The sequence below is a fragment of the Bacillus sp. 05T21 genome (assembly GCF_056396785.1).
In genome coordinates, this window is record NZ_JBFTMD010000003.1 from 90,878 (window position 1) to 116,243 (window position 25,366).

A 25,366-nucleotide genomic window follows, 5' to 3' on the forward strand; every position below is an offset into this window, starting at 1 on the left:
ACCTTTACTATAATTGACGGTGTATGAACTTAGCTTGATAGTGATGGGGTAATTGCACATACCTATTTACTGAAAAATATTAACTAACTCCAAGAGTCAAAAGCGCTATTCTTACTAAAAGAATAGCGCTTTTTTATTATTTTAGTATGATTTCATCTGAATGTATTGGAGATTTCTCCTGCAAAAGTAGTAGAATTTTTATTTGAATTTACTACCTCAGTTGGATTTATCATATTTCAATTTCGATAGAATAGTAAATAGGTATATTGGATATGGAGATAAATTACAATGATTATACATACTTCAGATTTAGAATTACAGTAACTACTTAACTAATAAAGAAAGGAATAAGCAGAATGATACAGAACATATATGAAACACATTTACATGTAAGAGATTTAGAAAAGGCGATAGATTTCTATCAAAATAAGTTGGGGTTAGCATTAGCAAGAAAACTATCCAAAAGAAAGGTGGCCTTCTTTTGGGTAGGAGAAAGTAAAAAGCAAATGCTTGGAGTATGGGAAGTACATAATATTGAAGATTTTGAGATAAAACACTTTGCTTTTGGTGTAGATTTAGAATTTCTAAAGTCTTCTAAATTGTGGTTAGAGAATCGTGGAATAGAAGTGGTGGGAAGCCAAGGGAAAGGAAATCAAGAGCCAATTGTCCAAAGGTGGATGCCAGCTGCAAGTGTATACTTTCTGGATTGTGATGGGAATAAATTAGAGTTTATTTCTATGTTACATGATAATCCAGATGAATTAGAATATGCATCTTATTTAAGTGAGTGGGAAGCGGAGCACCAAGAAAAATAAATGAGATTGTATCTATAAAAGGTGAAAAACGTTGTTTTTTTGTGAAAAATATACAGAAAAGATGGACGTTTTACTTTACCAGAGTTGTTCGGATTAAATGAAGAGAACTTAAAAAGGTAGAGTATTTTGTTGTAGTAATGTAACTGAGATTAAAAGACAACGTATTAAACTAAAAGATGTATTATATAAATTTACATTTATTTAATGTTAAAAGCTAGAAAGTTAGATTGGCGCGAATCGGTAATTGTGGAATGCGAAAAAAAGACAAAATCTCTTAAAAAATACTTAAATTTTTACTCCATTAATCTTTACAATCCCTCTTTATAATATGAATTGGACAAGCAACTAAGAGAACGCAAAACATGTCAGTTTATACATTCTATTATTAGGGGGAGAAATTGTATGAAAAAGGCAGTTGCTTCGTTAGCCGTTATGGCAGTGTTATTACCAACGTTTTCGATGAATGCTGAGGGAAAAGAACAAGCACAAGCACGAAAAACAGCGACGATGTTTAATGTTATTAGTGATATTCAAGGGGATTTAGGGGATTTTGATCACGTATTAAAAGATATGAACAAAGTGACACCACTTTCTAGAGCGCTTATTATGAATGGGGATATAACGCCAACTGGACAGCAGTCACAATATGATGATGTGAAGCGTGTGTTAAACAAGAATAAGCATCCGGAAAATGTATGGTCAACTGTTGGGAATCATGAATTTTACGCTGGTAAATGGACAGCTGATGGGAAACTCTCTCAAAATACATGGCCAAATGGTGTAACGGAAGAGACATTGTTTAATCGATATTTAAAATTTAGCGGACAAGATAAGGTATATCATAAAAAAGAATTAGATGGTTATCCGCTTTTATTTTTAGGAACTGAAAAATATATGAAATACCACGATTCAAAAATGTGGGATGAAGTATATATGAGTGATGAGCAATTAGGATGGTTAAAACAAAATTTAGAAGAGTATAGTCAAAAAGATAAAAATAAGCCAATTTTCATTTTCTCTCATCACGTTTTACCTGATACAGTATCTGGATCAAGACAAAATCCATATTTACAAGATTATTTAAACGTTGATAAATTGTACGATATATTAAAAGACTATCCGCAAGTAGTTTTCTTTACGAGTCATACACATTGGGATTTAAACTTACCAGATTGGGCTGGTAAAAAGAAAATTACAGGCGGAGATGAAAAAGGATTTACGGTTGTAAATACGGGCGGAATTGAAACTGGTTGGATGTCGGATGGACCAAATGGTGGCGAGAAGACTGCGCCGGATGGATATTCTTTCAAACAAGGATTACAAATAAAAGCATATGGTAACGATGTAGTCGTAACGGCTTACGATTATAAACGTGATAAGGATATAAAGAAATTATCAATTAGTGATGCAAAAATCGCACAAATGGCACCAGATGTGACGGCTGATGATAGAAATAATGTAATCGTTGGTGCAACAGAATATATGGAGTACTCTGTAGAAGGAACGAACGAGTGGAATACGTATAATCCAGGAAAACCGCCAAAATTTGATGGCGACAAAATCGTATACGTACGTCACAAAGGAGAAATGAATTTAGAGCCAGGATTAACACAGCTTCTTCGTTTTTCGGCAAATAAGTGATTGGAGAGAGCCCGCATTTAAATGTGTGGGCTCTTTTTTGAGTGATGAGAAATGGATTTTGTAAGCCGTTTTTTGTCGGTAAGTCGATATTCTATGTTGAATCGCCAGTAAAAGTAAAATATCGCCTATATAATTTCATTTACTGAATTTCGATACATTTTTAATCCAGAAAGGTGACTTCATCATTTTTCCATGTAATAATAGTATGGTTACATTTACTGTGAAAGAGTATAAAAGGAGCGTTATTGATGAATTTAGCTAAATTTCCGAGAAAAAAATATACAGAATCATATACACCAATTGAAAAATTAAACAATTTTTCTGAAGCACTTGGTGGGCCAACTATTTATTTTAAACGAGATGATTTACTTGGTTTAACAGCTGGCGGTAATAAGACGAGAAAGTTAGAGTTTCTAGTTGCGGATGCACAGGAAAAGGGTGCAGATACGTTAATTACAGCTGGTGGTATTCAGTCAAACCATTGCCGTCTAACACTTGCAGCTGCGGTAAAAGAAAAAATGAAATGTATTCTTGTGTTAGAAGAAGGGCTTGAGCCAGAAGAAAAGCGAGACTTTAACGGAAACTATTTCTTATATCATTTATTAGGTGCTGAAAACGTAATTGTTGTGCCAAACGGAGCAGATCTTATGGAAGAGATGCATAAAGTAGCGAAAGAAGTTAGTGAAAAAGGTAATACACCATATGTAATACCAGTTGGTGGATCAAATCCTACTGGTGCAATGGGATACATTGCTTGTGCGCAAGAAATTATGGCACAATCATTCGAGCAAGGAATTGATTTCAGTTCAGTTGTTTGCGTAAGTGGTAGCGCTGGTATGCATGCTGGTTTAATTACTGGTTTTTCCGGAACGCAAAGCAAAATTCCTGTAATCGGAATTAACGTAAGTAGAGGAAAAGCGGAGCAAGAAGAGAAAGTAGCAAAACTTGTAGATGAAACGTCAGCTCACGTTGGTATTCCAAACTCTATTTCACGCGAAGCAGTTACATGCTTTGATGAATATGTAGGACCAGGTTACGCGTTACCGACGCCAGAAATGGTAGAAGCAGTTCAATTACTTGCGAAAACAGAAGGTATTTTACTTGATCCAGTTTATACAGGTAAAGCAGTAGCAGGATTAATTGATTTAATTAGAAAAGGAAAATTTAATAAAGAAGACAACATTTTATTCGTACATTCAGGTGGTTCACCAGCTTTATATGCGAATACGTCTCTATTTGCGTAAGTGTAAAAAGCATTGGGTATCCAATGCTTTTTGTTTTGAATTAATGTTGAAATTTGATACAATTTCGTGAATATGCGATGAGTTTTCAACATTCAACGGTAAACAACGATATATAAAGGAGATTGATGTATGACAGAATTTTGGGAAGCAAGTTTTATAGAAAATCAAATGATGTGGGGATTTGAAGCTGCAGATTCCGCAATTTTGACGAAGGATTTTTTCCTTGAAAAGAAAGTGAAGGATATATTGATTCCTGGTATTGGGTACGGTAGAAATGCAAAGCTTTTTATTGATAACGGAATACAAGTAACAGGTATTGAAATTTCAAAAACAGCGATTGAATTGGCGAGGGCAAATGAACTTAATACTGATTTCTTCCATGGTTCAGTTACGGATATGCCTTTTGATAACAAACTGTATGATGGCATATTTTCTTATGCACTTATTCATTTGTTGAATAAGGATGAGAGAGAGAAGTTTATTAAAGATTGTTATAGTCAGTTAAAACCAAACGGATATATGATTTTTACTACTATTTCTAAAGATGCCCCAATGTTTGGGAAGGGGAAACAACTGGGTAAAGACTACTTTGAAATAATGGAAGGGGTAAAAATGTATTTTTATGATGTTGACTCGGTAAAACAAGACTTTGGAAAATATGGACTGATAGAAACTACGGAAATTTTGGAGCCACATAAAAATATGGCAAGTAAACCTCCATTTAAATTTATAATGATCAAATGTCAAAAAATACTATAATTACAATTGTGTAAAAAATAGTGAAAGGTTATTTTAATAAGCTTGATGTGTAAGCTACTCACTAATTATTCTTTAAAGGCGAAGTAAGGCATCCCTTACTTCGCTTAATTTAGTTTAAAACATGTTTTAAACTTCCAATGAATTATTTGTTATATAATGGAATTATTGAAGCGTGAGAGGGGTGATTATATGAGTACAACATTAAGAGGGGTCATATACACAATACTCATTATTTCTATAATATTAATAATTTTTTTAGGTTACGGATTATATTTGTATTTTAAGTGAAATGATATCTGAACCAAAGGAAAGATCAAAGAATCGAAGTGCAAAAACGTGTTGGTGATGATAATTATGAGGATTTGAAAGTAGTTACAGACAATAATCAAGTGTTGCAAGTAAAGAAAATATTAAATGATATTCATTTTGAAAATAAAAAAGTGGAAATGTCTCGTTCAGCTGATTATCACTTTGTTTTTCAATTTAAAAATCCGAAAATAGAGGCGAAAGCTGTGTTGTATCAAATTTGGATAAGTCCTAATAAAGATAAAGTAGAAGTTATGGCGGGGGATAATCGCTATGCTCAATTAGAAGGGAAAAATGCAGCCACTTTGTTTGAGATTGTTACGGGAGAAAAGTTAGTTGAATAAAAGTATATGGCACTTAACTTTTTCAGATTTATTGTAATGATTCACTACTTGTAAGGGATTATTCAGTGTGTCTTTCTATTAAAAAGTCTAAATTTAATCAATTAAATGCGATAAAATCTTTTTAAAAATAATGAAATTTTAGGAAAAATAAGGTACACTAGTCAATGGTTTTAGTTTAAAATCGATTGACGTTAATGTATACGGGGGAAAGATTGATGAACAATAATCCAATAAATGAATCAGTTGAAGAAGTTGAGAGAAAACGAGTAAGATCAAGCAAACGTTTTACAAATTGGAAGCTTATTGCAGCGGGTGTTGGTGTAATTGTACTTCTCATTGGAGGAATGAGTTATTATCAGGCAACTCACTTCAATTCAAATGTTACGATTAATGACACAAAAGTCGGTGGTCTGAACGCTGATCAGGCAATACAGAAATTAAAAACATCTGGACTAGAAAACAAAGTCTATGTTGATCAACAACAAATTTTAGATGAAAAAGATACAAAAACGGAACTTACGGAAAAAGATTTGCCTCAAGTTAAGAAACTATTAAAAAGCCAGTGGACATTTTTCCCTTCCTCAAAGGAAAAAAAATATTCAGTGCTACCGGAAAAGGCGGATCAGTATCGTAGTGAAACGATGAAAAAACTTGTAGAAGAAAAGCTCATCTCGATGAATGAAAAACTACAAGCGCCTCAAGATGCTATGGCGAAGCTGGAACAAGGAAAAGTTGTTATTTCGAAGAGCGTTGATGGAAAACAGTATGACGTTACTAGTCTACTGAAAGATTACGACAAGCAGAAGTATAAAAGTGAAATTCATCTGAAGTCTACATACATACAGCCTATTAAAGAAGACGATCCGATTGTTAAAAAAGAGGAGAAAGCACTACAGAATCTTCTTGGGCAGTCAGTTGAATATAAAGTGCAGAATGAAGTGTATCCTTTAAAAGCGAAAGATTTAATTCAAAATGCCTCTATGTCAAAGGATATGAAAGTTACAATCGATGCGAGCGACATTAAGAATAAGATTGCTGAAATTAATAATGCTAAATCAACATTAAATAAAAATTTCAGCTTTAAAACCCATTCCGGTTCGGTCATATCAGTAAAAGGACAAGGCTACGGCTGGGCACTAGATGTTGAAAAAGAAACAAAACAAGTTCAACAAGCTTTTGAAAAGGGTGAAAAATCGCTATCTGCTTCTAATATCCATGGAAATGGTTGGGAGAAGGAAGGTATCGGTTATGAAACAACATCGAATAATGGCATCGGAGACACGTATGCGGAAGTTTCAATTGCAGATCAACAAATTTGGATTTATAAAGATGGGAAATTAGTCGTCACAACAAATGTAGTAACTGGTAAACATAGCACGAGTGAAGATACATCACCAGGTGTGTGGTACGTTCTATATAAACGAACACCATACACGCTGAAAGGCAGCGCAGTAGGTAAAGCTGATTATGCAGTTAAAGTAGATTACTGGGTTCCATTCACAAATAGTGGCCAAGGATTCCATGATGCAGGCTGGCGAAAAGACTGGGCAAATAATGCTTATTTAACAGGGGGATCAGGCGGGTGTGTAAACCTTCTTCCTAATGTTGCAAAAACTGTATATGATAGTTTGAACACTAATGATCCAGTTATTGTATACTAGAAAATAGCTACGTATCAAGAAATAAATAAAGCAGGAAATCTTATCTGATGGTACATGAAAAAACACCTCTTGAATTCGCATATTTAGTGTGCAAATTCAATGGAGGTGTTTTTGTTTGAAAACAAGAGTTCATTGCCTATAAGAAACGAAGTAGAAAGAGATTGAGATGATAAATAGATATTCAAATAGTCAATAAAATTGACACTGAATATCATTTTCATTTATTATGAAGTCGTCACATGTAATTGGACATGATTTTTGTGAAAAAGTTTACTTTTTTATTAATATAATAGATTTCTATTAAGGTGTCCCATTTAAGAATTAAAACGTAGGAAAGGGTAAAATAAAAATGAACTGGAAAAAAGGCGGATTATGGATTATTATTTTTTTCATTGTAAAAGGTACGATTTCTACACTTTTAATAGTTACAGGTGCTAAATATTTTGATTTATCATTTATGCAACTTTTCATACTAATACTGATCTTATTACTGATTTCTCTCATAAGTCGAAAATTGCTGCATAGACATAAACAAAACAAAAAGCAAAAAGAGCTAAATATATAATGAAGCCCCAGAGACCTTTGGATTTTTGGGGTTTTACTATATATTTAGCCTCTTACTATTTGTGGAAAGTAAAACTCCCAGCTCAAAATTTAGGTGGGTACAGAAGTTTGTTGGGAGCTGATTAAAGTCATGATCTATGTTGATTAAAGGAAGTCACTGAATTTGTTGCTACAATTATTAAACAAGGAATAATTGTTTCGTCTATACACAATGAGTGGTTATGTGATGATCCAAATTTAATTTACGTTAATATCGAAGACGTTGATGATCCACTAATTTTCGCAAGGAAAGTCAGAAGAGTATTATGCAATTAACCAATTTTTTTAGTTAAATGAGTGATTGTGTTGATTAGAATATTTCAGATTGTTGAATGGTATACTTGGAAAATAGATTTAAGTAGATGGTTTTATAAAATCTCATATATAGCTAAAAAGAGTAACTCCATTTTGATCGCTTTTTTTCAAAATGGAGTTTTTGTATTTACTTTTAAATAAGGACTGAAGAGAGCTTTTTAATCAATCTGTATTCTAAAGCTAAAACCGAGCATACATTATGCTCGGTTTTCAATTGGTAGTTTAAATGTAAAAGTACTGCCTTCTCCTAATTCACTTTCAACGGTAATTTCTCCTCCGTGTAGTTCTATAATCCATTTTACCATCGACAATCCTAAACCTGTGTTTCCATTGTTTGAAGATGTTCGTGCTGCGTCAACTCGATAGAAGCGGTCCCATATTTTCACAATATGCTGCTCGCTGATGCCTATGCCATTATCGGAGACTTTACCTATTATGTTGGTTTCATCCCGGAACAGTTGCATATTCACAGTGCCGTTCGCTTTGCTATAAGCAATCGCATTCGTTAGTAAATTCATTAATAAACGCATCATCAATGTTTGATCTGCTTTAATAAACAGGTCTTCCTCTATATGTGTTGTTATATTAATCGAAGCTTCTTGAACCATTAATGAAAGCTCTTTTACAACGATTTCCGTTAATTCACTCATATTGATACATTCAAATTGAAAAGTATTATGCTTTTCTTGGTCAACTCGTGCTAATAATAAGAGTTGCGAGATTAACGCGGACATTTTACGCGATTGCCTTAAAATTACTTCTAACGATTCTTCCATTTCTTTCGAATTATTCCTCTGCGATAAAGCGTATTCGCATTGCGAAATAATAACAGATGTTGGTGTTCTTAATTCATGAGATGCGTCAGATGTAAATTGTTTTTCACTTTCGAATGATGTCTCCAATCGCTCAAACATTTTGTCAAAGGTTTGTGCTAAATGATACATTTCGTCTTTCGATGAACCTTGTAAATTAATTCTCTTCGAAAGGTCTTTACCATCACCAATTTCACTGGCTGAATCACTCATTTGTTGCACAGGTCGAAACGCTCTTTGCGTAATAAAATATCCTCCCACTGCCGCAATGAGAATAAGTAATGGAAATGAGATGAGTGTTACCACAATAAGCGTATTCATGGTCGATGATAATTGATTCATGGTCATTATGCCACGAACCCAGACTTGCTCATCGCCGCCTACATTATGGAGAAAATCATATACTATCCATTCCTTATTACCGTCTTTAATGGTTTGTATTTCATCGGATTTAAGCGATACCTTTTTATTAAAGGTTGTTGGATTATGTCCTGCCATCAGCTCACCTTGTTTACTATAAATGATGATATTTACTCCATCTTCTAAGGCCTCAAATTCATCGTCAATCTTTAACTGTCCATGCTTATATTCGATATCTTCAATGCTTTCTTTTACTGTGCTCTTCAATTGATTTTTCATATTAAAAAGCAAAACTTTATCTGAAGAAGTTAAAATAAAAGCTAACACGAGTACCATAATAATTACAACTAGCCCCGTATACCATAGGGTCACTCTCATTTTTATTGATAGTCTTTTCATGATTCTACTCGCAATACGTAACCAGTTCCTCGTACTGTATGAATTAACTTCGTTTCAAACTGGCTATCAATTTTTTTGCGAAGATAGCGGACGTAAACATCAATAATATTCGAGCCACCTTCATAGTCGTAATTCCACACATGTTGCTCAATTTTATCTCGTGTCAACACAACGTCTTTATTACGAATCATATATTCTAAAATAGCAAATTCTTTACTGGAAAGATTGATAACTTGATCTCCTCTTGTTACTTTATGCATATTGCAATCCACCACTAGGTCAGCGATTTCAAACACATTAGATGTATTTCCTGTTTTTCTTCGCATCAACACTCGAGTTCTTGCTAACAGCTCATCAAAAGCAAAGGGCTTTACTAAATAATCGTCCGCACCTAAGTCGAGTCCTGTTACGCGATCATCAATTGTATCTTTAGCTGTAAGAAGCAAGACAGGAGTTGTATTATTGTCCGCACGTAATCTTTGTAATACTTGTAAACCATCTATTCCGGGAATCATAATGTCAAGCACAATCAAATCGTAGGTAGCCATGCTTATATAATCTAATGCATCTTCTCCATTCCCACATCCATCGACACTATAATATTCTGCATTTAATCGTTTTACTAATATATTTTGTAAGTCTTGTTCATCTTCGACAATAAGAACTCGCATTAACATTCTCCTTTTCTTCTTATTTATATGTATCACTATAATTTCAAAACATTAAAGAAAGATTAGAAACTATTTAATTATATCATTTTATTTTTTTGAGCATTAATCTTCCTTTAATGTTTGTTCAGTAATATAAAGACATGGATCAGGTGCACATGTAAAGGGAGGAGAACATAATGGGAAAATGGATGATGATTGGAGCAATGTCTTGTTTATTCTTAACAGCTTGTTCTACTCAAGCTGATAACGATACAGAAATACAACAACTGAAAGTAGAAAACGATACATCACAAAAAGAAGGTACGCAACTACAACAAGAACCACACAAAACAGGGCCTGCTATGAATGATACTAAGCAAACACAAGATTTCAAAAACGAAGTCACATCTATTGTAGAAAAGGCAAATAATAAGAAACCAGTTGGAGCAAAAGAAGATAACTTAAATACGTACTTAGCAGCAAAAAAAGAAATTGACCAATTAGATGACAAGATAGATCTATCTGATGATCAGCTAGAAGCAGATTTTCACGCTGGAACGATAACTGTTGAACAATATCAAATACAAGAAAGAGAACAAGATATACTTGAAGATCAATTAGAGCAAGCAGAAAATGTACTTGAAGCAAGATTTGGAATAAATGATTAATTATTAAGGAGTGGATGGAAATGTTAAAACATAAAAAGAAAATAATTATAAGTGTAATTGCTATTTTAGTAAGTGGTATTGCTATTGTTGGTGGATATTATGGTATGGGCTACAATTATGCGAAAAAGAATGAAAACTATACAGAGAAACAAGTTCGTGAAATTTCTTTAGCTCATACAAATGGAGAAATTATTAATGCGAAAAAAGAATTCGAATTAGAAGATGACAACTTAGCTCAATCTAAATTTGAATATGAAGTGGAAATCAAGACACCTGAGAATCTATTAAATATTTTAAAGGTTAGTACTAGAACAGGTACAATAGAAATCAATAATGAAGATTAAAAAATTATCGACAAATAAAATATCGCGTATTTGAAAAAATCCAATAAGCTGCCCATATGGACAGCTTATTTACATAATTCTCGTTAACAGTAGTCAATGATGCATATAATTTTCGTTTTGGGGGTATTTGCTTTTCTTAGCTTGATAGTGATGGGATGAGCTTCCGATTGTGGAAAATCTCCAGGCTTCTATTAGTTGGTTAGTGGAAGAAAAATTTGTTCCACAGCCCGTAAGTTATTATAATACATAAAAATTAAATTCTTCTTCTGCAATTCATTCAAATCGGCCAATCTCCGCATCTTTTGAATTCCCTGAAGTACTTAAACCTAAGCAAAATAATTAACTATCCTATGCAAGAAAGTTAGGCTAGTTAATCGCATATGTTTTATTGAAGGGATGTGATTGAATTATGGAACGGCCGAATTGGGGAATTGGAGGATTAGTATTCGTTGGCTGCATGTTTCTTGGCGGAGGAGTGGGATCTATATTAGGTGATACTCATGCTGGATGGCTAATAGGGATGGGTGCTGGATTTATTGGGATGGCTTTAACGAGACTGATCAGAAAGTAATATAACGGGATTCTTCTTCGGGTAAATAAGGAAATATGTATGTAAGTAATTCATGGTATAAGAGCTCTATAAATTATAGTTAGAAGTTTCTCTTTTCTAAATTTCTCCATACATAGATATGATTCTCGGGTCGGAGGATGGCACCTTAGGGTGTCTTTTTTATGCTCTCTAAAAATGTCTTAACATATAATAGCCGAGTCAATTCACATAATCAAGCTAAAAGATTTTGGCAGATTGCCATCATCTTTTTTGTAATAGAATAGATTCATTACCGTTTCAGACCTATGTATTCATTCATAACCTAACAGTAAAAGGGGGGATGATTAAAGATATGGCGTTTAATGATGAATTAATTTGTCAACAGTTTGCAAGAATTATCGGTGGTCAAGAAGGGTTCGCCGGTGGGAAATGTGTGGCAACAATAAATCGAGATGAAATACAAGCGACAATCTTAGGAAAACGTTTTAGAGTAACAACTTCCTTCTCATTCGAATCAAGAGATAATAAAACTGGACGGGCATTATGTCTAGGCCGGATAGCGCTATTGCAAAAAGAAGTCAATGCATTTGTTGCTACAATTATTAAACAAGGAATAATCGTTTCGTCTATACACAATGAGTGGTTATGTGATGATCCAAATTTGATTTACGTTAATATTGAAGACGTTGAGGATCCACTAAATTTCGCAAGAAAAGTTAGAAGAGCGTTATGCAATTAACTAATTTCTTTCGTTAAATGTGTGATTTTGTTAATTAGAATATTTCGGATTGTTGAATGGTTTTATAAAGTGAAAGAAGACGTTCCATATTTGGAATGTCTTTTCTTGTTGTTTTTTCTAATGTGGGTTGTTACATTATTTTAATTGATTATATGCTACTTATTTTACAACAAAAAGAACTGGGTGAGGTATTCTTAGAGGTGTGTCCTTCGTCATTTATTTTAGCTGGTATTGTACTTTTTATTATGTTTTGCCCAGATTCATTAGATATTTCAAAAAAGATTTGACTACTTTTCAAATAAATAAAAGTTAAAAAACCGGTTCTTTCGTAAAGGAACCGGTTTTTTGTAGCGTTTTGCTTAGCGTACGAAATTTGCGTTTTGTTGATGTCACCACACCTCTATCAAGTTATCACATACAAGGTAATAGATGTTTTTTATAATTTGAAAGGAGAGGAAACGAACTTGGAGGGAGTACTGGAACCATACAATAAATACATTGAGGGGCATCTTTGAGCTATGGATTTATCCTCCGGTTCTAATTAACTAAAAGAAGAACTTCCCCATACCGATTAAACTACTAAGCATTCCGATTCCATTCATGGTGCCTTTTCCTACTGTCAGTAAGTTTCCAAGCATTCCTGGCTGACCGTTACCTCCGTTATTCCCCCATCCCATGGGACTTACCTGTCCTCCCCATCCTGGAGGGTTTCCTAAAATACCCCAGTTATTATTGGTATTAAAATTAAAAGCTTTGGCTGGCGGCGATAGTAAAGCGGCAAGATGACCTTGTGCGAACATCCCTGTATGATTGAATGGTTGTGCCCAAGGGAAGGGAGGTTTTTGAAAATTAAAACCTGCATGGCCTGGTAATGGAGTCCAATTAGCAGGATGTCCTTGGGGCATCATCCCTGCATAATGGATTGGCTGACCCCAAGAGAAGGGAGGGGGTTGGGGATTGAAACCCGTATAATTGGCTGGTGAATCCCAACCAAATGGATAGACTCGACAACTCCAATTCTCAGGAATATTCAGACCATTCATTTTCTCAGCTTTAGTTATTTGGGGCTGTGAATATAATGATGACATTGAAATTTGGTTATTATATTGCTCACCGTTTCCCTCTGCATTCAAATACCAATATTGGTGCATAAGCTTATTCCCCTCACTTTAAAAATGTAATGTTAGACTTAGCCTATGTAATATTCCTTTTTATGGATGGTTACATAACTAGATTTACAAGCCCGTATTTAAAAGAATGGGTGTGTGGTCTTGTTGAGTTATCCCGCTATTTGTGGACAGTAAGACGCTGCCACCTCAAAATTCAGCGAAAGCAAAGAAGTTTGATGGGGGGGCTGCCTGTAATAGTCCCACTGATTAAAGTTTCACTTTATTTTAGAAGGGTATTTTCAGTTGCTCCTTTTGTTTATTTCAGCCTAATTTAATTTCGGTTAACAAACGTGTTTAAATATTCATTCAAAATCTTATTTAAATGTTTATAAAGGTTTAATCAATAAAAAAGACTTTAAAATGTTATGTTGAGTAATTAGAATTGCTAAAAAGAGAATATCCCTTCGAAGAGTTTGGCAAAATACTGCAAGGATAATGTATTCTTGTGCAGATATGCAAACGACTTAAACGAATCAATGGAATTTATAATGAAGGGGCAAATAAATATATGAGTGAAACATTACATAAAAGAAAACCACCATATTTAATGCTTGTAATCCTTTTTATTGGGGCATTTGTTTCATTTCTAAACAACTCGCTTTTAAATGTAGCCTTGCCATCAATAATGAAGGATTTAGACATTAAAGATTATTCAACGATCCAGTGGCTTTCTACAGGGTATATGCTTGTAAGTGGTATATTAATTCCGGCATCAGCATTTTTAATAACCCGCTTCTCCAATAGGAGCTTATTTATTACATCTATGGTGATTTTTATTCTTGGTACGGCCTTAGCGGCTTTAGCACCGAACTTTAGTTTATTACTTACTGGCCGGATGGTTCAAGCAGCAGGTTCTTCAGTCATGGGGCCTTTGTTAATGAATATTATGCTAGTAAGCTTTCCAAGAGAAAAAAGGGGAACAGCAATGGGTATTTTTGGATTAGTTATGATTACAGCTCCAGCAATTGGACCGACACTATCAGGTTATATTGTAGAGTATTATGACTGGCGTTTGCTTTTTGAAATGATTTTACCGTTAGCAATCATTAGCTTATTGTTAGGGATTTGGAAATCGGAGAATATCATGAGACAAAACAAAAATGCAAAACTTGATTATCTCTCATTATTATTATCTTCTGTCGGCTTTGGCGGTTTGTTATATGGATTCAGTTCCGCAAGCTCCGAAGGTTGGACGAATAAAGTTGTTTTAACAACCTTAATCATAGGTGCTATTGCCCTAATTACTTTCATTATCCGTCAATTAAAAATGAATGAACCGTTATTGGATTTACGTGTTTACAAGTATCCAATGTTTGCACTTGCGTCTGTAATTGCAATTGTCAACGCAGTGGCCATGTTTTCGGGTATGATTTTAACACCAGCTTATGTACAAAACGTCCGCGGTATTTCGCCACTGAGCTCTGGGCTGATGATGCTTCCAGGTGCGGTAATAATGGGGGTTATGTCACCAATTACAGGTAAACTATTTGATAAATATGGCCCTCGGATTCTTGGTATAGTAGGACTTTCCATTACAGCTGTTTCAACTTATATGCTGGCAAACCTGCAAATCGACTCTAGTCACACACATATTATTCTTATTTACACACTGCGGATGTTTGGGATGGCGATGGTGATGATGCCGCTTATGACAAACGGCCTTAATCAATTGCCAACTCGCTTAAATCCGCACGGTACAGCTGTTAATAATACAGCCCAACAAGTGTCCGGTTCGATTGGTACCGCTATTCTTGTTACGATTATGAATTCTGTAACAAAAACAAAAGCTGAGAGCCTAATGGTGGATGTAGATCCAACAACCTTCACAGAAGCTACGAAGGCAATGCTAACTCAGAAGGCTTTATTATCTGGAATTCAATATTCATTCTATGTAGCGCTTGGCATGAATGTTGTTGCACTACTATTAGTTTTTTTCGTTAAACGTGTAGATACAAGCGCGGAAGCTGTCGAGAGGTTAAATCGGTAGAGCAAAATAAAACTCTAGATAATGATTCCTACAAGTTTTTTTGCTGTTTAGTTAGACTATGAAGAAATGCAAATTTCTGCTGCTAAGGCGCGGTATTTAAATTTGGAAAAGAACCAGTGAAATAATTATATATAGTAAAAAGGATCTGATATTCATATCAGATCCTTTTTCATTAGTAACACAACAGTATACTTGCTTATCGTATTTGTTTGAATTGACATTAGAAACTACTGATTTTCCCAATACTACAATCTTTAGCTCTCAATTTCTGATAAACATTATAATAATACGCTTCATTTTAATTTAGTATTTTCTCTGCAAGTTATAAATCTAATATCAACAAACAACTTAGATTACCAACCTTATAAGCAATATCATAATCGTGAATAGTTAGGGAAAAGATAAAATAAGGTAATCAATTACATATCTTTATCCCAGGCGATTCATTGCTATCTTCTTTTTATTGAATGGGATATTTTATTTCATGCTTTTTTGAAAGGGTGTTTTTAATGGATAAAAAAGTATCTGCCATTCCTCAACCGAAAACATATGGATTGCTGGGGAATCTCCCATTAATCGATAAAGATAAACCGACCCTATCCTTTATCAAGATAGCGGAAGAGTATGGTCCCATTTTTCGAATTCAAACTTTAAGTGATACCATTATTGTCGTTTCTGGACATGAACTGGTAGCAGAAGTCTGTGACGAAACACGGTTCGATAAAAGTATAGAGGGTGCTTTAGCAAAGGTTCGTGCCTTTGCTGGAGACGGATTATTTACAAGCGAGACTCACGAGCCAAACTGGAAAAAAGCTCATAATATTTTGATGCCTACATTCAGCCAACGGGCAATGAAAGATTATCATGCTATGATGGTCGATATTGCCGTACAACTCGTTCAAAAATGGGCACGGCTTAATCCGAATGAAAACGTAGATGTTCCGGAGGATATGACTCGCCTTACATTGGATACAATTGGTCTATGTGGTTTTAATTATCGATTTAATAGCTTTTATCGTGAGACCTCTCATCCTTTTATTACTAGCATGAGCCGTGCTCTAGATGAGGCGATGCACCAATTACAGCGGCTGGATATAGAAGATAAACTCATGTGGAGAACGAAACGTCAATTTCAGCATGATATTCAATCTATGTTTTCTTTAGTAGATAATATTATTGCTGAACGTAAAAGTAGTGGAAATCAGGAAGAAAATGATTTACTTTCCCGTATGTTAAATGTGCAGGAACCGGAAACTGGTGAAAAATTAGATGATGAAAATATTCGTTTCCAAATTATCACTTTTTTAATAGCTGGGCATGAAACAACAAGTGGATTATTATCTTTTGCAATCTATTTTTTATTAAAGAATCCAGATAAATTGAAAAAAGCCTATGTAGAAGTAGATCGGGTTTTAACAGATCCCACTCCAACATACCAACAAGTTATGAAACTAAAGTATATCCGGATGATTTTAAATGAATCGCTACGTCTATGGCCTACTGCTCCAGCATTCAGTCTCTATGCAAAAGAAGATACAGTGATTGGTGGGAAATATCCAATTAAGAAAGGAGAAGATCGTATTTCTGTTCTTATTCCACAGCTACATAGGGATAAGGACGCGTGGGGAGAGAATGTGGAAGAATTCCAACCTGAACGATTTGAAGAGCTGGATAAGATTCCTCATCATGCTTATAAGCCATTTGGAAATGGTCAACGAGCATGTATCGGTATGCAGTTTGCACTTCATGAAGCCACACTCGTAATGGGAATGCTTCTTCAACATTTTGAATTAATTGATTATCAAGACTATCAGCTGGACGTAAAACAAACATTAACGCTAAAGCCTGGTGATTTTAAAATTAGGATTTTACCCCGAAATCAAACTATTAGCCATACTACTGTTCTTGCGCCTATAGAGGAGAAACTGAAAAACCATGAAATCGAACAGCAAGTTCAGAAGACTCCTTCTATTATTGGAGCCGATAATCTTTCGCTTCTTGTTCTGTATGGATCGGATACAGGGGTAGCAGAAGGTATTGCAAGAGAACTAGCAGATACAGCTAGTTTAGAAGGTGTTCAAACGGAAGTGGTAGCTCTTAACGATCGAATTGGAAGTCTGCCAAAAGAAGAGGCGGTTCTTATTGTAACTTCTTCTTATAATGGAAAACCACCAAGTAATGCAGGGCAGTTTGTGCAGTGGTTGGAGGAATTAAAATCGGATGAGCTAAAAGGTGTTCAATACGCAGTTTTTGGTTGTGGAGATCATAATTGGGCTAGTACTTATCAGCGAATTCCAAGATACATTGATGAGCAAATGGCTCAAAAAGGAGCAACAAGATTTTCTACACGTGGAGAAGCGGATGCAAGTGGTGATTTCGAGGAACAGCTCGAGCAATGGAAACAAAGTATGTGGTCTGATGCGATGAAGGCATTTGGATTGGAACTTAACAAAAACATTGAGAAAGAACGCAGTACATTAAGTTTACAATTTGTTAGTCGTCTTGGAGGATCTCCTCTTGCGCGAACATATGAAGCAGTTTATGCATCTATATTGGAAAATCGTGAACTTCAATCATCTAGCAGTGAAAGAAGCACGCGACATATTGAGATATCCTTGCCAGAAGGCGCTACGTATCAAGAAGGTGACCACCTTGGGGTGCTGCCAATTAATAGTGAGAAAAATGTCAACCGAATTTTAAAACGCTTTGGATTAAATGGGAAGGATCAAGTCATACTGAGTGCAAGTGGACGAAGTGTAAATCACATACCTTTAGACAGTCCTGTTAGTTTATTTGACCTTCTTAGTTATAGTGTAGAAGTTCAAGAAGCAGTCACTCGAGCACAAATACGAGAAATGGTGACATTTACAGCATGCCCTCCTCATAAAAAGGAATTGGAATCATTATTGGAAGAGGGAGTTTATCATGAACAAATATTAAAGAAACGTATGTCAATGTTGGATCTTCTTGAAAAGTATGAGGCTTGTGAAATCCGATTTGAACGCTTTTTAGAACTTCTTCCTGCGCTCAAACCGCGTTACTATTCTATTTCAAGCTCTCCACTCGTTGCACAGGATCGTCTGAGCATTACGGTTGGTGTTGTTAATGCACCTGCATGGAGTGGGGGAGGCACATATGAAGGAGTCGCTTCTAATTATTTAGCTCAGCGTCATAATAAAGATGAGATTATCTGTTTCATTCGAACGCCACAATCAAACTTTCAATTACCTGAAAATCCAGAAACACCAATTATCATGGTTGGACCAGGTACTGGAGTTGCACCATTCCGTGGATTCTTACAAGCGCGTCGTGTTCAAAAGCAAAAAGGTATTAACTTAGGACAAGCACATTTATATTTTGGTTGTCGTCATCCTGAAAAGGATTATCTCTATCGTACAGAACTAGAAAGTGATGAAAGAGATGGATTAATCTCTTTACACACAGCTTTTTCTCGCCTAGAAGGATATCCTAAAACATATGTACAGCATTTAATAAAACAAGATAGAATCAATTTAATTTCGTTATTAGATAATGGGGCTCATCTTTATATATGTGGTGATGGAAGTAAAATGGCTCCGGATGTAGAAGATACCCTTTGTCAAGCATATCAAGAAATTCATGAAGTCAGTGAACAAGAAGCAAGGAATTGGCTGGATCGTGTGCAAGAAGAAGGGCGATATGGAAAAGATGTTTGGGCTGGTATATGAATTTTTCTTAATTAGATAAGTAATATGTAACTAATGAACTTCTTTCGAATCAGTGTTAATTTAAAAAATAAACTTATTTATAAAAATCCCGTATTACTATTGAATACGGGATTTTCTTATTTTTAATAAGCTAGACTGATACTGTAGAAAAAGAAAAAATCTCATATGAAATCAAAGCTATATAATCTTAGCTTAATGGGCAAGGTGTTAACCAATTTCTTGACGCGATTTGAAATTTAAAATAAACCTTTGCGCACTGGCTGAACAGTTTTTAGGACAGTGTCAAATCGCTGGGGGAATTTATCAAATTAAGTATACCTTCTATAACGTATGGGATGAACTCAGAGTCAGATTTGAATCACGGTGGACGTTACTAAATCACTCGCGTACCTTAACGTGTATTTTGAGTGTGTCGGCACTATTAGTAGTATTAATGTATGAAACAGGATCTGATATTCATATATCAAGTCCTGTTTCATTATATGTTTTGATTCTACTGCCTCTTTTAGTGTATAGGGGTATCGCCACATCGCTATCAAGTTAAGAAATACACTCATCTAAAAAACAAAAATATAGATTGTATTCATCATTTTCTACTCCTCACAAAATGATTGTTTCTTAATCTGGGTAAATTTTTAGGTTGAAGGTTACGGTTCTTCAAACCGTTGCTGCACTTGCGAAAAAAGGGCCAAAATTCCGGCTCCTTTTTTTGCTATTTGACCTCAAAATTCAGCTGGAACAAAGACGTTAGGTGAGAGCCCTGCTGCCCGTAAAAGCCCGATTGGGAAGGCTAATAATCAGTTGGGATGAACAAAACCCCCTACTGATTAAAGTTTCACTTTATGAAGACCTAGTTAGTTTGGAAGTTTGAAAATGATGAGGTGATACAAGTGCAAACAGGAGTTATTTGTAAACAATGTAATAATGAATACAAACATCTAAAGCAATATGATAAAAGGTTGGTGGTCTCCATGCCCATCAACCTTTTATCATGAAGTAACACCTAAACGTATTATATTATTGTTTTTTATTAAAAAACATAAAAATAATTTATTTCTATTGATAATCACCAAACGCAATTGTAAAATGTTTGTATATATATAAACCGAATAGATTTTCGTTTGAATTTATAGAGGGGGGATAGTAAGTGTTAATAATAATAAAATAATGGTTATATCACCTACAAAGAGCCGTAAAAAGAATGGAACCAGTACGGAAAAGATACTTTTGTGAAAAATTCAAAAAATAATAATTATTTACTCTTGAAGAAAATTTACAACCATATGGAGAATAAGGTTATACAAAAAAGTCTTAAAAGGGGGACGAAATTATGGAACAAAGAAAGTTTTCAGTAACACCTCAAGATCGAATGAATTATGTATTAGGTCTTTATTCTGCAGATCAACAAATTAATGCAGTTCTTTATTTTCCTGTAGGTATATCAAAGGAAATACTTGAACAATCAGTAAGGATAACGTTACAATTGCAGCCGGTTTTGAACAGCCGGTTTGTAGAAAATGATATCCCTTACTGGGAGGAACATTCATCTGCCACTAACTCACCTATTTGCCTTTTTGCAGAAGGAAATAATCAAGAACTTGAAATAATGGCAATAGATTTTATTAAGGAACCCGGTGATCGTATTCAGGGGCCTATGGTTCAAACAAAATTATTACGAGGTACTACAACAGATATGTTAGTTGTGAAATTATCTCATCTATGTTCAGATGGCGCAGGGGTCAAGGAATATATTAATTTGCTTGGAGCAATTTATACTAAACTTTCCTTGGGACAATCTAAGAATCAAATTATGAAGGAATTTGGTGAGGGAAATGAGAGTTTTCGAGATCAATCACATGTATTCAAATATGCTGGAATATCGGACATAAAAAGCGCGTATCGTCCTAACCAAGAACAACAGGCATCGTTATGGTCTTTTCCATCTCAACCCAACAAAAATAAATCCCCTCAAATGTCCGTACGGCGGTTGAGCCATGAGCAATCTCTACGTCTAACCCAATGGACAAAAGCACAACAGGCTACCTTGAATGATGTAATCATGACTGCATACTTCCGAGCTTTATCACATTTCACTGTGTATGCAGAACCTCGCACCACAGAAAAAATGATCGGTTTAACAATTGATTTACGTCGATATCTGCCTAATTATACAACTGGTGCTATTTGCAACTTATCCGGCATGGAAATGCCAGTGATTAAAATGGAGGATGATGAATCATTTAATCAGACTCTCGTTCGAATTAAACAATCAATGGATAAAATAAAGTCTCAAAATCCAGGTCTTTCTTCAGCAGCAGGAATGGAGCTACTGGCAGGTATGAAGCTATCTGTGGTGAAGGAAATGTATAATCAGCAATACGAGCAGGCTTTACAGATGGGGATGGCGTTGCCGTTACTGACAAATTTCGGGGTGATCGCTGATGAACCTATTCAGTTTGGTGAAGTTCAAGCTGAGGACGGGTTTATGACATCACCCATTATGTATGCGCCATTCTTTTCAATGGGTGCAAGCTCTTATAATGGAAGACTTACATTTACGATTGGTTATCATACACCGGATACATCAAAAGAAAAGGTAGACAAATTTTTAGAAAGTGTTGTTAATCAACTATCATAAATAAAAGAGAATATAGCGCAAAAATTTCTAGCGGAATTGTATTTTAGGGGCTCGTCCCCATGTTCATCAAGCTAATATTTTGAAGTATCCCTAAAACGAAAATCTTATATCACTACAACAGTTATTTATGAGAATTCAGGTCATTTTTTTCGTTTTGGGGTATTCGCTTTTCTTAGCTTGATGGTTATGGGCGGTACCCTAGTAAAGAAAGAAATAGGGAAAACACTCTATTTCTTTTTATTTATATAATAAAATATAATATAATTATTAAGTCGAAAGTAACGATAATAATTAGAAGCAACAAGTGTATAAGTGCATCAGTTTTTCCATTTAATAAAGACTTTATAAAGAAATTCCATTCTGTTTCATAGGGAGGCTCTAGCAAATTTCGTTGCAGTCCTAAAGCCATTCCGTTTATGAAAAAGATAATACTTAATAGGATTCTTCCAACAAATACGGCAGTTACTTTTATCCCGCTATTTGTGGGCAATAAAACTCCCACCTCAAAATTCAGCTGGAGCAAAGAAGTTAGGTGGGAGCCCTGCTGCCCGTAAAAGCCCGATTGGTGTGGGATAAAAAAGGAGGAATGGACACCCACCTGATTAAAGTTTCACTTTATCTTTCCGTCTCAAAAAACTCAATCCATTCCCCATCAGGACCAGCGAAGAATATGTAACGTGTTCCATCTGGTAATGTTTCAATTTCTTCTCCTAGTAAAAAGGTTATTTCGTGTTTCTTGAGTCTTTCGATCTCATCCTCTAATGAATCTACCTTAAAACAAATGTGATGTACTTTTCCTTCTGCCGGAAGGGAAGAGTTGTAACCTTCAATTAGTTCAAGTATCGTTTCTTTCGATTCTTCCACACCTAAAAAAGCGAGTTTTAAGTCTGGATTTGGATGTCCCATACGTTTAATGAGTTGTAAGCCGACTACTTCTTCATAAAATGAGATAGATGTTTCTAAGTTTGTAACCATAAGTCCAACGTGTTCGATTCTTCTAACTGGCATGTAGATTCCTTCCTTCTTTCTGAAAATTATATACAATATATTATTGAAAATTAAGAAAATAAGCAAGATAAAAACCTTACAAATTTTAGCTTGTTATATGGTATAGTGAGAAAGTATGTTTGGGGAGAAGGAAGGAGATTATACGATGAATACACCTACTCAAACTCCTTCATTATCGGCAACGATGAAAGAGTGGCATTATGCATTAGCGTATGAAATTAAACATTGGAAAACGATAGGTGGTAGTAAAATCTCTATCATGAACGGTCGTTTTTTATATACAGATTATGAAAGTACAGTATACGTATTTCAGCTTATTTCGGAAGTGAGTTTACCTGAAGGTTCACCGATTCGAATTGAATTCGATGGTGAGGAAGCGACGGGGGAAGTATTATCTGTACATGGATTAGAAATCGAATTGAAGTTAAATGATTATATACAAGGTGAAATAAGAGAAGCTGTGTTATATAGTGAACCGTGGCAGCTTTTAGAGCAACTACAAGAGCGATTGAAAGAGGCACATAAAGATAAGCTAAAACGTAATCGTATAAAGCGTCTTGTTGATGGGACGAGCAGTCCGAAACATATTGAAAAGATGAAAAATACGAAAAATGAATTGGCGTATCGTTCATTTTACAATCCGACAACGTATGTGTGGGGACCGCCTGGAACAGGGAAGTCGTACAATTTATCACGTATTATTTCGGCTCATTATCAAAAAGGAAAATCGGTACTTGTGTTAGCTCATAGTAATGCGGCAGTTGATGTATTAATGAGTGAAGTAACGAAGCAAATTGAGAAGAAGAAGAAATGGACGCCTGGAGAAATTGTTCGTTACGGTTATAGTCAACATGAACATATACGAAATCATGAAACGTTACTTGCGTCGAAGTTAGTTGAAACGACGAATGGATCTTGGGGAGAAGAAAGACTCTATTTAGAAGAAACACGACAAGATCTTCGTGAAAAGATTTTATCATATAAAGCGACTTCTGCTGATAAGAAGCGTATACAAGAGATAGAAAGTGATCTTCGAAAGCAAAAAGCGAAAATTAAAGAAGTAGAAAAAGAATACATTGAAAATGCGAAAGTAATCGGTGCGACTTTATCGAAATGTGCAATTGATTCACTTATTTATGAGCGTACATTTGATTTAGTTGTCGTAGATGAAGTGAGTATGGCTTATGTTCCGCAAATCGCATTAGCTGCTTCACTTGGGAAACGTATTGTCGTTTGTGGTGACTTTTTACAGTTACCTCCGATTGCGATGGCGAACCATGAACTCGTTCGAAAATGGCTCGGTGAAGATATGTTTTATCATGCAGGGATTGTTGATTCTGTAAATAAATCAGAAGCACATCCGAACCTTTTTATGCTGCAGGAGCAAAGACGTATGCATACGGATATATCGAAGTTTACGAATTCATTTATTTATAAAAATAGAGTGTACGATCATCCATCTGTTTCAGAGCGTAAAGAACTTGCGCAGCTACAACCGTTCGCAAATGAGGCGAGTGTTTTATTTGATACGAGCTTAATGGGAGCCTTTTCGTTAAAAGACGCTGCTTCAGGTTCTCGTTTTAATATTATGTCTGGTTTAGTAGCGATGCAAATGATGTTAATTGGATTGTTAGACGGTGTTCAATCTATCGGTGTAGTTACGCCTTACAGGGCACAGTCCCGCTTTTTATCAACGTGCATTAGAGAAATATTGCAGAAAACGAAATATCAAAACATACCAGTTTTAGCGGCGACGGTTCATAAGTTTCAAGGTTCCGAAAGAGATATGATGATATTTGATACGGTTGATAGTTATCCGCAAGAGCGTCCTGGCGTGTTATTCTTTGACCATAAAAATCATCGTCTCGTCAACGTTGCAGTGACAAGGGCGAGAGGGAAGTTCATTCAATTATCAGATTGCCACTACATGCGTAAAAATCTTTCGAGAAAACAAGCGTTATCGCAATTAACAGCTCATATAGAACGTCACGGAGATGTGTATGATCGCACGACATCAAGACAATTGTGGGAGCGAAAAATCTCGAAACGTTTACGCTGGTTTATGGAAATGAATCTTGAAGAGCCGAAAGGGTTATTGAAAGATATTTTAGCCGCAAAACGAAAAATTATTATTTCGCTTCCAAGTACAAAACAAGTGGATAAGCGAGTATGGCAAGCGTTAATGCGTACGAATGCGCAAATAACGGTGTATAGTGATGGACCAGTTCCATTAAAAAATGTAAAATTACAAAGGCAAAACAAAGCGTTCCCGTTTATAGTAATCGATGATGAAATCTTTTGGGCAGGAGCACCTCTTACATCTCAAATGATGTTTGAAGGTAGTATGGAATTTCCGTACATATGTGCAAGATTACAAGCACCTGAAACAATTGGCGTATTAAAAGGGTTTTTAGATATTCGGTAAATTCAGATAGGAATTCCTTGACTTTTGCCTGGAATGAACTTAGAATGAAAATAATTTAATATAATTTTATGAAAATTCTTATCACGAGAGGTTGAGGGACTGGCCCTATGACACCTCGGCAGCGGATTCTTTATGAATACTGTGCCAATTCCAGCAAGGTAACTTGAAAGATAAGAAAGAAGCTCATTTTGACTGTATATACAGAAGCCTCTTTCTATCTTT

Annotated in this window: 18 protein-coding genes, 3 pseudogenes and 1 riboswitch; of the genes and pseudogenes, 16 read left to right on the plus strand and 5 right to left on the minus strand. The window is 35.2% G+C overall.

Annotation, left to right across the window (positions count from 1 at the left end):
- Positions 1–356 precede the first annotated feature (356 nt).
- The 8 genes and pseudogenes from AC1DKZ_RS09065 to AC1DKZ_RS09100 form a co-directional block, all read left to right on the plus strand.
- Entirely contained in the window at positions 357–815 is a 459-nt protein-coding gene (locus AC1DKZ_RS09065; RefSeq protein WP_476996042.1) for a VOC family protein, read from the plus strand.
- Positions 816–1,217: 402 nt separating this feature from the next.
- A complete protein-coding gene (locus tag AC1DKZ_RS09070) occupies positions 1,218–2,456 on the plus strand; it encodes a DUF4073 domain-containing protein (RefSeq protein WP_476996043.1) in 1,239 nt (412 codons plus the stop codon).
- 248 nt (positions 2,457–2,704) lie between these two features.
- Positions 2,705–3,700 (plus strand): D-cysteate sulfo-lyase, encoded by a 996-nt coding sequence (cuyA, locus tag AC1DKZ_RS09075; RefSeq protein ID WP_016101063.1) that lies wholly within the window; start codon positions 2,705–2,707, stop codon positions 3,698–3,700.
- A 129-nt stretch (positions 3,701–3,829) separates the two neighbouring features.
- Positions 3,830–4,459 (plus strand): class I SAM-dependent methyltransferase, encoded by a 630-nt coding sequence (locus AC1DKZ_RS09080; RefSeq protein WP_476996044.1) that lies wholly within the window; start codon positions 3,830–3,832, stop codon positions 4,457–4,459.
- Between the two features lie 308 nt (positions 4,460–4,767).
- A pseudogene (locus tag AC1DKZ_RS09085) lies at positions 4,768–5,109 on the plus strand (YhfM domain-containing protein); the annotation flags it as partial.
- Between the two features lie 215 nt (positions 5,110–5,324).
- Positions 5,325–6,770 (plus strand): L,D-transpeptidase family protein, encoded by a 1,446-nt coding sequence (locus tag AC1DKZ_RS09090; RefSeq protein WP_133116657.1) that lies wholly within the window; start codon positions 5,325–5,327, stop codon positions 6,768–6,770.
- Between the two features lie 349 nt (positions 6,771–7,119).
- On the plus strand, positions 7,120–7,335 hold the full coding sequence (locus AC1DKZ_RS09095) for a hypothetical protein (protein ID WP_193665134.1): 216 nt from the start codon (positions 7,120–7,122) through the stop codon (positions 7,333–7,335).
- Positions 7,336–7,481: 146 nt separating this feature from the next.
- A pseudogene (locus tag AC1DKZ_RS09100) lies at positions 7,482–7,649 on the plus strand (DUF1259 domain-containing protein); the annotation flags it as partial.
- A 236-nt stretch (positions 7,650–7,885) separates the two neighbouring features.
- Here AC1DKZ_RS09100 and AC1DKZ_RS09105 read toward each other — a convergent pair.
- Together AC1DKZ_RS09105 and AC1DKZ_RS09110 are read right to left on the minus strand one after the other, a co-directional pair.
- Positions 7,886–9,259: a sensor histidine kinase gene (locus AC1DKZ_RS09105; RefSeq protein WP_476996045.1), complete on the minus strand. Its 1,374-nt coding sequence runs from the start codon at positions 9,257–9,259 to the stop codon at positions 7,886–7,888.
- On the minus strand, positions 9,256–9,930 hold the full coding sequence (locus AC1DKZ_RS09110) for a response regulator transcription factor (protein WP_476996046.1): 675 nt from the start codon (positions 9,928–9,930) through the stop codon (positions 9,256–9,258). Before AC1DKZ_RS09110 ends, AC1DKZ_RS09105 begins: the two co-directional genes overlap by 4 nt.
- A gap of 176 nt (positions 9,931–10,106) precedes the next feature.
- Here AC1DKZ_RS09110 and AC1DKZ_RS09115 point away from each other — a divergent pair, with 176 nt between their 5' ends.
- From AC1DKZ_RS09115 to AC1DKZ_RS09130, 4 genes are all read left to right on the plus strand, one after another.
- A complete protein-coding gene (locus AC1DKZ_RS09115) occupies positions 10,107–10,577 on the plus strand; it encodes a hypothetical protein (RefSeq protein WP_476996047.1) in 471 nt (156 codons plus the stop codon).
- Positions 10,578–10,597: 20 nt separating this feature from the next.
- Positions 10,598–10,921: a PepSY domain-containing protein gene (locus tag AC1DKZ_RS09120; protein WP_476996048.1), complete on the plus strand. Its 324-nt coding sequence runs from the start codon at positions 10,598–10,600 to the stop codon at positions 10,919–10,921.
- 409 nt (positions 10,922–11,330) lie between these two features.
- Positions 11,331–11,492, plus strand: a complete 162-nt coding sequence (locus AC1DKZ_RS09125; protein WP_000441003.1) for a hypothetical protein — start codon at positions 11,331–11,333, stop codon at positions 11,490–11,492.
- A gap of 331 nt (positions 11,493–11,823) precedes the next feature.
- Positions 11,824–12,210 carry a DUF1259 domain-containing protein gene (locus AC1DKZ_RS09130; protein WP_476996166.1) on the plus strand — a complete coding sequence of 129 codons (387 nt, stop codon included), beginning with the start codon at positions 11,824–11,826 and terminating at the stop codon, positions 12,208–12,210.
- A 545-nt stretch (positions 12,211–12,755) separates the two neighbouring features.
- Here AC1DKZ_RS09130 and AC1DKZ_RS09135 read toward each other — a convergent pair.
- Positions 12,756–13,361, minus strand: a complete 606-nt coding sequence (locus AC1DKZ_RS09135) for a hypothetical protein (protein ID WP_476996049.1) — start codon at positions 13,359–13,361, stop codon at positions 12,756–12,758.
- 526 nt (positions 13,362–13,887) lie between these two features.
- Between AC1DKZ_RS09135 and AC1DKZ_RS09140 the strand changes: the two genes are divergently transcribed.
- The 3 genes from AC1DKZ_RS09140 to AC1DKZ_RS09150 all read left to right on the plus strand — a co-directional run bounded on the left by AC1DKZ_RS09140 (position 13,888) and on the right by AC1DKZ_RS09150 (position 21,711).
- The gene (locus AC1DKZ_RS09140) at positions 13,888–15,366 is read left to right on the plus strand and encodes a DHA2 family efflux MFS transporter permease subunit (protein WP_431182651.1); all 1,479 of its coding nucleotides are present in this window, start codon (positions 13,888–13,890) and stop codon (positions 15,364–15,366) included.
- A 509-nt stretch (positions 15,367–15,875) separates the two neighbouring features.
- Positions 15,876–19,073, plus strand: coding sequence for a bifunctional P-450/NADPH--P450 reductase (gene cypD / locus AC1DKZ_RS09145; RefSeq protein ID WP_476996050.1), 3,198 nt, complete (start codon positions 15,876–15,878; stop codon positions 19,071–19,073).
- A 1,330-nt stretch (positions 19,074–20,403) separates the two neighbouring features.
- Positions 20,404–21,711, plus strand: a complete 1,308-nt coding sequence (locus AC1DKZ_RS09150; protein ID WP_476996051.1) for a condensation domain-containing protein — start codon at positions 20,404–20,406, stop codon at positions 21,709–21,711.
- 227 nt (positions 21,712–21,938) lie between these two features.
- Here AC1DKZ_RS09150 and AC1DKZ_RS09155 read toward each other — a convergent pair.
- Both AC1DKZ_RS09155 and AC1DKZ_RS09160 read right to left on the minus strand, forming a co-directional pair.
- Positions 21,939–22,234, minus strand: a pseudogene (locus AC1DKZ_RS09155) (hypothetical protein).
- Positions 22,235–22,326: 92 nt separating this feature from the next.
- Positions 22,327–22,719: a VOC family protein gene (locus AC1DKZ_RS09160; RefSeq protein WP_476996052.1), complete on the minus strand. Its 393-nt coding sequence runs from the start codon at positions 22,717–22,719 to the stop codon at positions 22,327–22,329.
- A 115-nt stretch (positions 22,720–22,834) separates the two neighbouring features.
- Between AC1DKZ_RS09160 and AC1DKZ_RS09165 the strand changes: the two genes are divergently transcribed.
- Positions 22,835–25,144: an AAA domain-containing protein gene (locus AC1DKZ_RS09165; RefSeq protein ID WP_476996053.1), complete on the plus strand. Its 2,310-nt coding sequence runs from the start codon at positions 22,835–22,837 to the stop codon at positions 25,142–25,144.
- Between the two features lie 75 nt (positions 25,145–25,219).
- A riboswitch (SAM riboswitch) is annotated at positions 25,220–25,321 on the plus strand.
- Positions 25,322–25,366: the final 45 nt, after the last annotated feature.